This window comes from Ensifer sp. (genome assembly GCF_031989085.1).
In the GTDB taxonomy this organism is placed as follows: domain Bacteria; phylum Pseudomonadota; class Alphaproteobacteria; order Rhizobiales; family Rhizobiaceae; genus Ensifer.
Map to the genome: position 1 here is coordinate 290,040 of NZ_DALZXU010000005.1, position 12,730 is coordinate 302,769.

Below are 12,730 nucleotides of genomic sequence, written 5' to 3' on the forward strand. Positions count from 1 at the left end.
AATTGCTGCATTACAATTCGCGAGGCGTGCCGATCGATCGTGAGGGGCGGGTGCAGCACGGCAACCGGAGCGTTCAACGCGAAAAAGGCCCGCCACGTTGCCGGGGCGGGCCTCTCGATAGGGATTGCAGACATCCGGCCAAAGCCGGATTGCCGTTTCACCGTTAGGTGAATCAGGCTTCTGCTTCGCCTTCTTCTTCCTTCAGACCGCCAGCCGGAGCAGCGATCGTGGCAACCGTGAAGTCGCGGTCGGTGATAACCGGGGTCGCGCCCTTCGGCAGCTTGATGTTGGAGATGTGGATCGCGTCGCCGACCTTGTGACCCGACAGGTCGACGGTCAGGAATTCCGGGATGTCGTCGGCAGCAACGGCCAGCTCGACTTCGTGGCGAACGATGTTGAGGACGCCGCCGGCCTTAAGGCCCGGGGACTTCTCTTCGTTGACGAAGTGAACCGGAACCTGAACGGTGACCTTGCTGTCCTTGGAGACGCGCAGGAAGTCAACGTGCATGGTGAAGTCGCGAACCGGATCCAGCTGGTAGTCCTTCGGCAGGACGCGGATCTTTTCGCCGTTGACGTCGATGACCGCAACGGTGGTCATGAAACCGCCGGCGTGGATCTTCATCGTCACTTCCTTGGTGGAAAGCGCGATCGAGATGGGGGCCTGCTTGTCACCGTAGATGACAGCCGGGATAAGACCGTTGCGACGAAGTTCACGGGAGGACCCCTTACCAACCCGTTCGCGCGTCTCGGCCTTGAGCTCATAAGATGCGTGGCTCATGGATAGACCTTTCTGTGTCTAATTCTGGAGAGTTCATCCGCAATAGCAGAAGAACCGAAGCCGCAAGGGCTTCATCCGCGTTGCCTCCAAGGGTGTCTACGCGGACGGGCGGTGCATAGACGACATCGCCCGCAAATGCAAGCTTTGCCGTGGTTTCAAAGCATATCGCCTCAAAATGCCCAGCGGTTCTGCCGCAATCACATTGGCACAATCGAGTTGCGAAGGCGTGTCGCACGTGCCGAGGGGTCAGGCCTTCTTGCGGGTGAAGCGCGCGAGCGCCAGCATCAGCCCGCCGGCGACCAGCCCCCAGAAGGCGCCGGAGACGCCGCCGAAGCTGACCCCCGAGGCCGTGACCAGGAACGTGATCGCCGCCGCCTCGCGCGTCTTTGCGTCGGTGAAGGCAGCCATGGCAGAGCCGGCAAAGGCTCCGACGAGGGCGAGACCGGCAACCGCTTCGATCAGCACCGACGGCGCGAGGCTGACGAAGGTGGTGACGGCGCCAGCAAGCAGGCCGAAGATCACATAGAAGACGCCGGCAATGATCGTCGACCAGTAGCGCCTGGCCGGATCCGGGTGGCTGTCGGCGCCGGCACCCATGGCGGCCGTGATTGCCGCAAGGTTGACGGCATGGCCGCCGAAGACCGCGCCCAGCATCGAAAACAGGCCGGTCGTGGCAAACAGCGGTCCGGGTGTCGGGTTGTAATCGTTGACCTTCAGGACGGCGATGCCGGGAATGTTCTGCGACGCCATGGTGACGATGAACAACGGCAGAGCGATGCTGATCATCGCCGGTGTCGTGAACGCCGGCACCACGAATTCCGGCCGCGGCACAAGCGCCGAGGACAGCGCGCCCAGGGCATCGGCCGGAATGTCGACGCCAAAGGCGATGACGAGCACGAAGGCCAAGAGGGCGGCGGGCACCGCATAAAGCTTGTTGACGCTGCCGACGACCGCCCAGGCGAGCAGGATCGGCAAACCCAAGAGCGGATTGAAGCCGATCGCCCTCACGGGGGCAAAACAAAGGCTGAGCAGCACGCCGGCGAGCATGGCATTGGCAAGCGCCGTCGGTATGGCCGAGACCATGCGGCCGAGCGGCCTCCAGAGGCCGGCAACGACGATGAGCATGCCGCAGACGAGGAATGCGCCGACAGCGGCGTTGAAGCCGCCCGCGACCACGCCGGAACTGGCGAGAAGGGCGGCACCCGGCGTCGACCAGGCAATGCTGATCGGCAGCCGCGTGACCGCGCTGAGGATCACGGCGCAGACACCCATCGAGACCGATAGCGCCATCAGCCCGGACGCGGCCTGTGCCTCCGTCGCGCCGACACCGCCGAGGCCGTGCAGAACAACGGCAAACGAGCTGGCAAAGCCCACGAAGGCGATGAGCAGGCCCATGAACAGGCTTTGCAGCGAGAAGTCACGTAGCATGGCTGGCAACCGATTGTTGTGGTGGTGCGTCGGGTGATGCTTGAACTCGCCTATCACATTCCCGGAGCGTGTCGATACCGGCGGCGTGATGAACGCATCAAAGGCGCTGATGCCAAGGCGATCGTGGACCTTCGTCTTGCTGGACCTCCCGTCCAATCGATGCCTATAGTGCCGGCAAGGCAGTTGCCGCCGTTTGGGAGAGCGGTCGCGACACGCCGTCGCCGGACGTTGCTTGCAGGGAGGAAACCGATGCCTGCCGTCAGGGATCATACGGAATATGTCTACCAGGTGGCGCATCAGTCGTCGGCCGCGGCAAGCTCGCCGGTGGCTGCATCCTGGCGCCGCTGCATGACGCTTCATGGTCTTTTGCCGGAGGAACGGCGCACGCCGCTGCGATTGTCCGACGGTGAATTCCGACTGGCGCGGCAGCGTTCGGCCGAGCTGATCGCCGAGGCGGGCGTCGAGCTCGACCGGTTGTTTGCCATGGTCGGCAGGGCCGGTTGCTGCCTGCTTTTGACTGACGACAAGGGTGTGGCGCTCGAGCGGCGCGGCGCTGTCGGTGATGACGCGGATTTCCGCGATGTCGGGCTCTGGTCGGCAACGGTGTGGAGCGAGGCAAGCGTCGGCACCAACGGCATCGGCACGGCGATCGCCGACGAACGCGCCGTCATCATCCAGCGCGACCAGCATTTCCTCAGCAGCAATATCGGGCTTAGCTGCACGACGGCACCGATCCGCGACCATCTCGGCCGGATGGCGGCGGCGATCGATATCTCCACCTGCCGCGACGATGCCTCGGAAATCACCATCTCGCTTCTGTCGCAGGCGGTGCGCGATGCCGCCGCCCGCATCGAGGCGGGGCTGTTTCGAAGGGCGTTTGCCGGATCGCGCATCGTGCTCGTCCCGGTCGACCGTTCAGGGCCGGCGCTGCTCGCAGTCGATCGCGACGATCTGGTGCAAGGTGCAACGCGCGCTGCGCGGCAATGGCTCGGTCTCGACGACAAACGGATCGCGTCGGGCATTCCGGCCTCCGATCTGCTGAAGGAAGGCACACCGGCGGATGGCGCCGAGCTTCCGGACGCCGAGCGAGCGGCCCTTCGCCGCGTGCTGTCGCGGGCCAACGGCAATGTCTCGATGGCAGCCGAACTGCTCGGCATCAGCCGCGCTACGCTCTATCGCAAGATGAAGCGGTTGTCGGTCAACTGATCGTTCTACCTCAGCCCCTCACCCTAACCCTCGCCCCACCAGCGGGGAGAGGGGACGTGCCCGGCCATCGCGGGTCGGAGCTTGGTGTGGCGCGGATAGCGAACCGCTTGCTCCTTCTCCCTGCTTGCCGGGAGAAGGTCCCGGCAGGGGGATGAGGGGCGGATGCAGGTCGCCGACCCCTAATTGTTGCGCTGCAGCACAGTGGCCTCGCACCATCTGTCTCACTTCTGAAACAGATCACGCCGCTCGGCCTGGCACCTCCCTATCGAAGACACACGTTCGCGATCACCTTCCTCTCACAGCTTTGGTTGCTGGTTTTCAGGGAGGAATGGACATGCTGCATCAGAAGATCGTCGAGAGCCCGTTCAAGCAGAAATACGGAAACTTCATCGGCGGCGAATGGCGCGAGCCGGTGGCCGGGCGCTACTTCGACAACACGACGCCGGTAACCGGCGGCGTGCTGTGCCAGGTGGCGCGCTCGGACGCGGCCGACATCGAGCTTGCCCTTGATGCGGCCCATGCGGTCAAGGACAAGTGGGGGCGGACAGCGGCCGCGGAGCGGTCGAACATCCTGATGAAGATCGCCCAGCGGATGGAAGACAATCTGGAGCTGCTGGCGCGCGCCGAAACCTTCGACAACGGCAAGCCGATCCGCGAGACCATGGCCGCCGACATTCCGCTGGCGATCGATCATTTCCGCTATTTCGCCGCCTGCATCCGGGCCCAGGAAGGCTCGATCGGCGAGATCGACCACGATACGGTTGCCTATCATTTCCATGAGCCGCTGGGTGTTGTCGGCCAGATCATTCCCTGGAACTTCCCGATCCTGATGGCCGCGTGGAAGCTCGCGCCGGCCCTTGCCGCCGGCAACTGCGTGGTGCTGAAACCGGCCGAACAGACGCCGGCCTCGATCCTCGTCTGGGCCGATCTCATCGGCGACCTCCTGCCGGCGGGCGTCCTCAACATCGTCAACGGCTTCGGCCTTGAAGCCGGCAAACCGCTCGCCACCAACCCGCGTATCGCCAAGATCGCCTTTACCGGCGAGACGACGACCGGGCGGCTGATCATGCAATATGCCAGCCAGAACCTCATTCCCGTCACGCTCGAGCTCGGCGGCAAGTCGCCGAACATCTTCTTTGCCGATGTGCTGGCCGAGGACGACGACTATTTCGACAAGGCGCTCGAGGGCTTTGCGATGTTCGCGCTCAACCAGGGCGAAGTCTGCACCTGCCCGAGCCGGGCGCTGGTTCAGGAAAACATCTATGACCGCTTCATGGAGCGGGCGCTGAAGCGCGTCGAGGCGATCCGCCAGGGCAACCCGCTCGACAGCGCCACCATGATCGGGGCGCAGGCGTCCAGCGAGCAGCTGGAAAAGATCCTCTCCTATATCGACATCGGCCGACAGGAGGGCGCCGAGGTGCTGACCGGCGGCGGCCGCAACCTGCTCGAAGGCGAATTGGCGGAAGGCTTCTACGTCAAGCCGACGGTCTTTCGCGGACACAACAAGATGCGGGTGTTCCAGGAGGAGATCTTCGGACCGGTCGTATCCGTCACCACTTTCAAGACGGAAGCCGAGGCGCTGGAGATCGCCAACGACACGCTCTATGGCCTTGGCGCCGGGGTCTGGAGCCGCGACGCCAACCGGTGCTACCGCTTTGGCCGCGAGATCCAGGCTGGTCGCGTGTGGACCAATTGCTACCACGCCTATCCGGCCCATGCGGCCTTCGGCGGCTACAAGCAGTCCGGCATCGGTCGTGAGACCCACAAGATGATGCTCGACCACTACCAGCAGACCAAGAACATGCTGGTGAGCTACAGCCCGAAGGCGCTCGGCTTCTTCTGAGCCAACTTCATCACCCTCTCCGCCTTTGGCGGGAAGGGCCTCCCAGGCGGGCCGAGGGTTCTCCTCCAGCTCTCGCCCTCGGCCCCCTGAATTCGCGATCGCAAGGCGCGGCACTTCATGTCGCGCCTTTGGTCACCACCGCAGAACAACTCCACAGTTTGGCGCGACCGGCGCAGGAGGCTCCACATGACCGCCACCGAACCGCGGGTGCTTGCGACCGACGCGGCCCTTAATTTCATCGCCGAGATCAGGCGAGATCATCCCGACATCCTGTTTCATCAGTCGGGCGGTTGCTGCGACGGCTCGTCGCCGATGTGCTATCCGGCCGACGACTACATTATCGGCGACAACGACGTGAAGCTCGGCGAGATCGGCGGCGTTCCGGTCTATATTAGCGCCAGCCAGTTCGAGGTCTGGAAGCACACGCAGCTGATCATCGACGTGGTGCCGGGCAGGGGCGGCATGTTCTCGCTCGACAATGGCCGCGAGCGCCGCTTCCTGACGCGCTCGCGCCTCTTTGGTGGCGGCGAGGCCTGTCTGATCCCGGCGACCAGCAGTCGTTGATCTTGCTTTTGCCGAAAGTCGCAACTGCAAAGCAAAACGCCGGCGCGTGAGCACCGGCGTTTCTGGTATTTCCTGTTTCGGATCCTCAGTCGAAGAGGCTCGAAACCGATTCTTCCTGGCTGGTGCGGTTGATCGCTTCACCGAGCAGGGTCGCCGTGGTGATGACACGGATGTTGTGGGCGGACTGGACTGCCGTCGTCGGCTGGATCGAGTCGGTGATGACAAGTTCCTTCAGCTTCGACGAGGTGACACGCGCCACTGCACCGCCCGACAGCACGCCGTGGGTGATATAGGCGGTGACGCTGGTCGCGCCGTTCTTCAAAAGCGCCTCGGCGGCGTTGCAGAGCGTGCCGCCGGAATCGACGATATCGTCGATCAGCAGGCAGTCCTTGCCCTTCACGTCACCGATGACGTTCATGACTTCCGATTCACCCGGGCGGTCGCGGCGCTTGTCGACGATGGCAAGCAGACAGTCGAGACGCTTGGCGAGCGCACGGGCGCGCACCACGCCGCCGACGTCAGGCGAGACGACCATGACGTTCTTCAGGTCATAGTTTTCCTTGACGTCGCGAGCGAGGATCGGGATCGCATAGAGGTTGTCGGTCGGGATGTCGAAGAAGCCCTGGATCTGGCCAGCGTGAAGATCGAGGGTCAGCACGCGGTCGGCGCCGGCCTCGGTGATCAGGTTGGACACGAGCTTGGCCGAGATCGGCGTGCGTGGACCGGGTTTGCGATCCTGGCGGGCATAGCCGAAATAGGGAAGAACCGCGGTAATGCGGCGCGCCGAGGAACGGCGAACGGCGTCGATCATGATGAGCAGTTCCATCAGATGATCGTTGGTGGGGAACGAGGTCGACTGGATGATGAAAACATCCTCGCCGCGCACGTTTTCGCCGATCTCGACGAAAATCTCCTGGTCGGCAAACCGCCTTACGGTCGCTTTACCAAGAGGCAGGTTGAGATAGTTGCAGATCGCTTCGGCCAGCAGCCGGTTCGAGTTGCCTGCGAAAACCTTCATTGACGGACCGCCTTGAGCTGGCGCGGCGACCGTCCGGGTTTGTCCGGGAGCGGCATTTTCCGCGCAGATTCCGAGAGCCATTCCAATCGCGGACATTCTTTGCGGATGGCCGCCGTTCAGAGCTGATCGGCCGCTTTTTAGCGACACTGAACTTGAATGCAAGGGGAATGCTGCGCCGCGAAGCGCTTTATCCTAAAAACTTTGTATCAACCGGGTCTGGATTGCCGCCATTCGAGGTAGGCGTTGATGGTTTTGGTGGCGATCGCCTGCATGGTTCCGGCCGGAACGCCCTCCCAGAGGTCGGCTCCGGCGGTCGCCACGGTATCCTGCCCCTGAATGCGGTGCAGCCGGTTGCCGCTGCCGTCGAGCACGTCCCAGACATAGACGATGGTGGTCTTGCCGTTGTCCTTCAGCGCCGAGAAATAGCCCTTGAGAATGTGTTCGCTGCTGGCATCGGCCGATCCCTTGATCGTCAGGCCATGGCTGCGCGCCTCGGCGCCAAGCTGTTTGGAGAGCGGCGTGACGGCGGTGACCGGCGCACCGATGATCGGCAGGAAACGGATTGTGCCGCTCGTCGCCGTGCTTGCCGACGGCACGGAGGCGACGGCCGGCTGCTGCTGTTGTGCTGGCTGCTGAACCTCTTGCTCAGCAGGATCGGATGTTTCGACCGGTGCGGGCTCGGCGAGCATCGCGGTGTTCTGGACCGGTTCTGCGCCGGAGGCGAGCCTGTTTGCCTGCGCCTCAAGAGAGCCGGCGGGATCGGTGTAGGTGCTGTCGCCGGTCGCATATTCCGTCGGCATGCTGACGGGCGCCGGCTGCGAGGCGAAGGCCTGGGTGCGCTGAACCGGCGAACTCTGTACCGGAACGACGGCCGTCTGCGTCGACATCGACTCGAGATCGGATTGCGTGACGGGCGGCGAGCGAAACGTTCCGCCGCCGACATCCACCTGCGGTATCAGCGCGTCCGTGCTGTTGCAGCTTGCCAGGGCGATGACAAGGCCAAGGCTTGCAAGGGGCATCAAAAGCTTTCGCATCGTTCAAACCGTCCGTCTTTCCTTCGCGGCAGTTCTGTGAAGTGAGCTCCTGTTGTCTGCCATTTCAACGCGAGTGTAGGCGGATTTCCCTAAGCAGAAATGAAGTCCAGCCCATAACGAGAAAGAGCGCGCGGCGTGTCGGTGGTGGTGATGTAGGTCTGGCCGAGCGTCATGGCGGTGCCGCTGTCGGAATCCATGATGATCATGTGCACGAACAGCGACATGTCGGGCTCGATCTCCTGCAGGTTTCCGACATGGAACATCTGGTGCTCCATCCAGGAGGGCGAGAACCGGGCGCCGAGCGAATAGCCGCAGGCGTTCAGCCGATGCCGGGCAAGGCCGCGCTCGTCCATGATTCTCGCGTGCACGTCGAAGACGGTGCCGAAGGTGTTGCCGGGACGCAGCACCATCTCGATTGCCTGGATGGTCTCGCGGCAGGCGCTGTAAAGCTCGCGGTGCCGGTTGGTCGGCTCGCCGATGACGACGGTGCGCATCATGGCGGCGTGATAGTGAGCGCTGACGCCTGCCCATTCCAGTGTCAGCTGGTCCTGGCTGTCGAGCAGCCGGCGACCGGCCTTGTAGCGGCACAGCAGCGCGTCCGCGCCGGAGCCGATGATGAATTCGTTGGCGGGATAATCGCCGCCGCCGGCAAGGATCGCGCCCTGCATCGCCGCCAGGATATCGGCTTCGTTGCCGCCAGGGCCAATCAGCGGCAGCGCCGCGTCGAGGGCGTCGTCTGCAAGGCTTGCGGCTTTTTCCACATGGGCGATTTCTGCCGGGCTCTTGATCAGGCGCAGGCGGCTGACGAGCAGCGAGGCATCGACGAGCTCGCCGAAGGTCGAAAGCTGGTGGTCGACGAGGCGCGCGGTACGGCCGGTCATGCCATGGGTGTCGTACTCGACGCCGATGCGGTTGCCGAGCAGGTCCATCTCGCTCAACAGGTTCTTCAGGTCCATCGTCGGGTCGGCGTTGACCCGGTCGACCCAGATCTCGATGCGCTCGATGTTGGAGGTGTGGCGGGCCTGGCGCAGGTCGGCCGAACGCGTCAGGAGCACCATCGAGCCGTCCTTCTTGACCACCAGGGTCTGAAAGAAGCAGTAGCCGAAGGTGTCGTAGCCCGTCAGCCAGTACATGCTTTCCTGGGCAAAGAGCAGGACCGCGTCGAGCTTGTCTTCACGCATCTTCGCGGTCAGCCGCTCGAGGCGGGCGGCATATTCCTCCTGGGCAAATTGCAGCGCCATGTCAGGTCTCCCGTATGCAAATTGCAGATATCTGTCGGCCGTAGTCCGGCTCCTGCCGATGCGTGGTGCGGCGATAGGAGAAGAAGCGGTCCTCGTCGACATAGGTGCAGATGTCGAGGTTTTCGGCGGTGACGCCGGCGGCCGTCAGGCGCGCCAGGGTCAGCGCCGGCAGGTCGAACATCGCGTGGCCGTCGCGCTCCGAAGGGCCGAAGAATTTGTCGTAAGCGCTGTCGGTCGCGAGAAACCGGTCGACGAATTCGGCGCCGACCTCGTAGTTGCGCCGGCTGATCGAGGGACCGAGGCAGGCGACGATGCGCTCACGCCGTGCGCCGAGCGTCAGCATCGCATCGATGGTGCTTTCGAGCACGCCGCCAAGGGCACCCTTCCAGCCGGCATGGGCAGCGCCGATGACGCCGGCGTCGGCGTCTGCAAACAGGATGGGCCCGCAATCGGCCGAAAGCACGCCGAGCACGACGCCGGGCGTCGACGTCACCAGTGCATCGGCATCCGGCCGGGTGCCGTTGTAATTGCCGTCGACGACGACCGCATCGGGAGAATGGACTTGATGCACGGTGGCGAGCCGCTCCGGGGCGGCGCCGAACCAGCGGCTGACACGGGCCCGGTTTTCACCGACCCTGTTCTTGTCGTCGTTCGAGCCGAGGCCGACGTTCAGGCCACGATAGATGCCTTCGGAAACGCCGCCCTGGCGGGTGAAATAACCATGTGCGATCGCCGGACCGGCCTTGTCGCTGAAGAGCGAGCTCTGCACGGGGGAAAGCGCGGCATCGTGCTGCATCGGTGGTTTCGCCCTTTGCTTTGACGTGAGTTTCAAATGGGGTTGGGGGCTCGTTTGGCCCGGTGGATGGCGGTTGATTTGCCGGCGCGATGTTGACCCGCGATGGCTGGGCTGTCAATTGCCGAACGAGGGGGGTGCCTTCGGGAGAAGGCTGGCGCACGGTGGTGAAACCGGTCGGAAGCGGCGCCCGGAGGTGGTCGCCACGCCCTGTCCTACAGGCATGATCTTGCCGTCGTCCACCGTGCCCGGGCACTCATGCCCTGGGTTTTGCGAAACGGCGGCAGCGCAATCGGCGGGCTGCTGACGGCCAGAACCTTGAACAATTCGCCCATCTTGCCTTCGCCGGATCCTGCAAGCCGTTCGACATCCTGGCGGATGCCCTCCTGGGTTGCTTCGTCCTTGTCGCGGCCAAGCGCTGCCGCGCGCTCCAGGAGGCCGAGGCCGATGAGGAAATCGCCCTGGTGCACAAGGCCGTTGATCTGAAGGCCATCGCTCTTTGCACGGCGCGCAAGCTGCTCGAAGTCGACATGGCTGGTGAGGTCGGCGCGGCCGGGATTGGCAAGCGGCGGGTCGTATTGATGGTCGAGCAGCGCCTGGAGCGTATCGCCGTAGTTGGTCGCCAGATAGCCGTAGTCGATGATGACGGCGGTGCCGCCGCCGATCTTCAATCGCTCGCAAAGGGCTGCCATGACGGCGTCGCGGGCGGGCGCGATCTCGAAGATCGTGCCTTCGGCGACCGCCTGTGCCGGCGCAGGCAGCAGGGCAGGATCGATGCCGGCGACGCCGGCGGCAAATGCCAGCTGATCGGCGGCATCAAGGCCGACCATGCGCTCGCGGAACCCTTGCGGTGTGCGAACGAACTGGCGGATCGGGATGGCGTCGAAAAGTTCGTTGGCGGCCAGAAGCAGGAAGCCTTCCGGCAGCGTTTCGAAGCTGGCGTGCCATTCGACTTTTTCGCCATGGGCGACCAGCGTTTCCGCCTGGACCTTGCGCAGGCGGTCGCTCGTCTCGACCAGATGCACGCTGGCGGCGGCGTAGAGTTCGGGAGACAGACGCCTGACGACCCTCAAGACGTCCGACATCATCGTGCCGCGCCCGGGGCCGATTTCGACGATCACCGTCTTTTCCGGCGTGCCGTGCTGCTGCCAGGCGTGGACGAGGAAGATGCCGATCATCTCGCCGAAGAGCTGGCTGATTTCCGGTGCGGTGGTGAAGTCGCCGGCTTTACCGAAGGGTTCGCGCACGCGGTAATATCCGTGCTCGGGATCCGCCAGGCAAAGCGAAAAATAGTCGGTGACGCTGATCGGGCCGTTGGTCCTGATCAGCGTCTTGATCTTCTCAGCGAGTGGTGTCGTCATGCATCCGTCCCGTTATGCGGCGGCGACAGCCGCCCGGCGTGCCCGGGCGATCGCCCAAATGCCGGCAAGCGCCATCGGCAGTGACAACAGCATGCCCATGGTCAGCCACCCGCCGGCAAGATAGCCGATCTGAGCGTCCGGTTCACGGAAGAATTCGACGAAGATGCGGCTCGCGGCATAACCGAGCACGAAGATGCCGGTCACGAGGCCCGGCGACTTCAGCGCGTGGCGGCGATAGATGAACCAGGCGATGACGGCGAGCAGCACCAGGCCCTCGAGGACCGCTTCATAAAGCTGGCTCGGGTGACGGGCGAAAGGTCCGCCGGTCGGGAAGACCATGGCCCAGGGCGCCGAGGACAGACGGCCCCAGAGTTCGCCATTGATGAAGTTGGCGACGCGGCCGAAGAACAGGCCGATCGGCACCACGGCGGCGACGATGTCGAACATGCTCCAGATGGGGATGGCGTTGCGGCGCGCAAAGATGATCATCGCCAGCGTCGTGCCGATGAAGCCGCCGTGGAACGACATGCCGCCGTTCCAGATCTCCAGCGCCCGGATCGGGTTTTCGAGGACGGAGCCGAGATCATAGAAGAGGATGTAGCCGATGCGGCCGCCGAGCACGATGCCGCCGGCGGCCCAGAGCAGGAAGTCGTCGAGCTGCGCGAGCGTCGCCGCCGGTTCGCCGTTGCGCCACAGCGCGGTGTTCTGAACCAGGCGGCGGGCATTGTACCAGCCGATCAGGATGCCGGCGACATAGGCAAGGCCGTACCAGTGCACGGCAAGCGGGCCGATCTGGAAGATCACAGGGTCGATTTCAGGGAAGGGGAGAATGGCGAGGCGGGTCGCGATGGTTTCCAAAATGTCTTCTCGTTCCGGACCGGTTGTTTTGCCGGAACATGGCGATCGAATCCGGCGGGGTCAAGGCCGCCTGACGCCACCCGGCGGCCACGCTTTCGTGATTTTTCTTGCATCCGTCCGCGCCTGACCCTACCTGAAAACCAGGACCGCATCGCCGTGCGAAGCGGCGGCTGAACATGGAGATCAGAACGATGAGCACTGGCGCCAACCGTATCATGGACGATTTCGCCAAGCTGATGACCGATGCCGCAGGGGCTGCCCAGGGCGTGCGCCGCGAAGTCGAGACCGCTTTTCGCGCCCAGGCCGAGCGCGCGATGAATTCGCTCGACGTCGTCAAGCGCGAGGAGTTCGAGGCGGTGAAGGAAATGGCGATCAAGGCGCGCGAGGAAAACGATGCGCTCCTGGCCCGTATCGAGGCCCTGGAAGCGCGCCTCGGCGAAAGCGGCAAGTAACGCTACTCCCGCCAACTAACGGCTTTTCAACGTTTTTACTTCGCCCGCGGATCGATTCTGCGGGCGTTTTGCTGTCGCTATTCCTGGGCGACAAGAGCGCTGCACGGGGAGGTTAATAAAACCTGAAAAGTTTTCCACCTGTGGACACTGGCAA

Annotated in this window: 12 protein-coding genes; 4 read left to right on the plus strand and 8 right to left on the minus strand. The window is 63.8% G+C overall.

Annotation, left to right across the window (positions count from 1 at the left end):
• Window positions 1–172 precede the first annotated feature (172 nt).
• Together RTP54_RS21940 and RTP54_RS21945 are read right to left on the minus strand one after the other, a co-directional pair.
• Window positions 173–778, minus strand: coding sequence for a 50S ribosomal protein L25/general stress protein Ctc (locus RTP54_RS21940; protein WP_112812186.1), 606 nt, complete (start codon window positions 776–778; stop codon window positions 173–175).
• 246 nt (window positions 779–1,024) lie between these two features.
• On the minus strand, window positions 1,025–2,206 hold the full coding sequence (locus RTP54_RS21945; protein ID WP_312365779.1) for a benzoate/H(+) symporter BenE family transporter: 1,182 nt from the start codon (window positions 2,204–2,206) through the stop codon (window positions 1,025–1,027).
• Window positions 2,207–2,455: 249 nt separating this feature from the next.
• On the opposite strand from RTP54_RS21945, the gene RTP54_RS21950 reads away from it, so the two are divergent.
• The 3 genes from RTP54_RS21950 to RTP54_RS21960 all read left to right on the plus strand — a co-directional run bounded on the left by RTP54_RS21950 (window position 2,456) and on the right by RTP54_RS21960 (window position 5,819).
• The gene (locus RTP54_RS21950) at window positions 2,456–3,412 is read left to right on the plus strand and encodes a helix-turn-helix domain-containing protein (RefSeq protein WP_312365780.1); all 957 of its coding nucleotides are present in this window, start codon (window positions 2,456–2,458) and stop codon (window positions 3,410–3,412) included.
• Between the two features lie 334 nt (window positions 3,413–3,746).
• Window positions 3,747–5,255: an aldehyde dehydrogenase gene (adh, locus tag RTP54_RS21955; protein WP_312365781.1), complete on the plus strand. Its 1,509-nt coding sequence runs from the start codon at window positions 3,747–3,749 to the stop codon at window positions 5,253–5,255.
• 186 nt (window positions 5,256–5,441) lie between these two features.
• Window positions 5,442–5,819: a DUF779 domain-containing protein gene (locus tag RTP54_RS21960; protein WP_112815384.1), complete on the plus strand. Its 378-nt coding sequence runs from the start codon at window positions 5,442–5,444 to the stop codon at window positions 5,817–5,819.
• A gap of 85 nt (window positions 5,820–5,904) precedes the next feature.
• Here the strand turns inward: RTP54_RS21960 and RTP54_RS21965 are convergent, their stop codons facing one another.
• From RTP54_RS21965 to lgt, 6 genes are all read right to left on the minus strand, one after another.
• Complete coding sequence (locus RTP54_RS21965; RefSeq protein ID WP_112812190.1) at window positions 5,905–6,837, minus strand: ribose-phosphate pyrophosphokinase; 933 nt, start codon at window positions 6,835–6,837, stop codon at window positions 5,905–5,907.
• Between the two features lie 206 nt (window positions 6,838–7,043).
• Entirely contained in the window at window positions 7,044–7,871 is an 828-nt protein-coding gene (locus RTP54_RS21970) for a hypothetical protein (protein WP_312365782.1), read from the minus strand.
• 89 nt (window positions 7,872–7,960) lie between these two features.
• Complete coding sequence (locus RTP54_RS21975; RefSeq protein ID WP_112812192.1) at window positions 7,961–9,112, minus strand: M24 family metallopeptidase; 1,152 nt, start codon at window positions 9,110–9,112, stop codon at window positions 7,961–7,963.
• Window position 9,113: 1 nt separating this feature from the next.
• Window positions 9,114–9,908, minus strand: a complete 795-nt coding sequence (pgeF, locus tag RTP54_RS21980) for a peptidoglycan editing factor PgeF (protein ID WP_312365783.1) — start codon at window positions 9,906–9,908, stop codon at window positions 9,114–9,116.
• A gap of 212 nt (window positions 9,909–10,120) precedes the next feature.
• Window positions 10,121–11,266, minus strand: coding sequence for a class I SAM-dependent methyltransferase (locus RTP54_RS21985; RefSeq protein ID WP_312365784.1), 1,146 nt, complete (start codon window positions 11,264–11,266; stop codon window positions 10,121–10,123).
• A gap of 12 nt (window positions 11,267–11,278) precedes the next feature.
• Window positions 11,279–12,124 carry a prolipoprotein diacylglyceryl transferase gene (gene lgt, locus RTP54_RS21990; RefSeq protein ID WP_312365785.1) on the minus strand — a complete coding sequence of 282 codons (846 nt, stop codon included), beginning with the start codon at window positions 12,122–12,124 and terminating at the stop codon, window positions 11,279–11,281.
• Window positions 12,125–12,315: 191 nt separating this feature from the next.
• On the opposite strand from lgt, the gene RTP54_RS21995 reads away from it, so the two are divergent.
• On the plus strand, window positions 12,316–12,576 hold the full coding sequence (locus RTP54_RS21995; protein WP_112812196.1) for an accessory factor UbiK family protein: 261 nt from the start codon (window positions 12,316–12,318) through the stop codon (window positions 12,574–12,576).
• The last annotated feature ends 154 nt before the right edge of the window (window positions 12,577–12,730 follow it).

Coding starts and splice junctions, on each gene's coding strand:
- RTP54_RS21940 (WP_112812186.1), bottom strand. CDS start 778: ATGAGCCACGCATCTTATGAGCTCAAGGCCGAGACGCGCGAACGGGTT.
- RTP54_RS21945 (WP_312365779.1), bottom strand. CDS start 2,206: ATGCTACGTGACTTCTCGCTGCAAAGCCTGTTCATGGGCCTGCTCATC.
- RTP54_RS21950 (WP_312365780.1), top strand. CDS start 2,456: ATGCCTGCCGTCAGGGATCATACGGAATATGTCTACCAGGTGGCGCAT.
- adh (WP_312365781.1), top strand. CDS start 3,747: ATGCTGCATCAGAAGATCGTCGAGAGCCCGTTCAAGCAGAAATACGGA.
- RTP54_RS21960 (WP_112815384.1), top strand. CDS start 5,442: ATGACCGCCACCGAACCGCGGGTGCTTGCGACCGACGCGGCCCTTAAT.
- RTP54_RS21965 (WP_112812190.1), bottom strand. CDS start 6,837: ATGAAGGTTTTCGCAGGCAACTCGAACCGGCTGCTGGCCGAAGCGATC.
- RTP54_RS21970 (WP_312365782.1), bottom strand. CDS start 7,871: ATGCGAAAGCTTTTGATGCCCCTTGCAAGCCTTGGCCTTGTCATCGCC.
- RTP54_RS21975 (WP_112812192.1), bottom strand. CDS start 9,112: ATGGCGCTGCAATTTGCCCAGGAGGAATATGCCGCCCGCCTCGAGCGG.
- pgeF (WP_312365783.1), bottom strand. CDS start 9,908: ATGCAGCACGATGCCGCGCTTTCCCCCGTGCAGAGCTCGCTCTTCAGC.
- RTP54_RS21985 (WP_312365784.1), bottom strand. CDS start 11,266: ATGACGACACCACTCGCTGAGAAGATCAAGACGCTGATCAGGACCAAC.
- RTP54_RS21995 (WP_112812196.1), top strand. CDS start 12,316: ATGAGCACTGGCGCCAACCGTATCATGGACGATTTCGCCAAGCTGATG.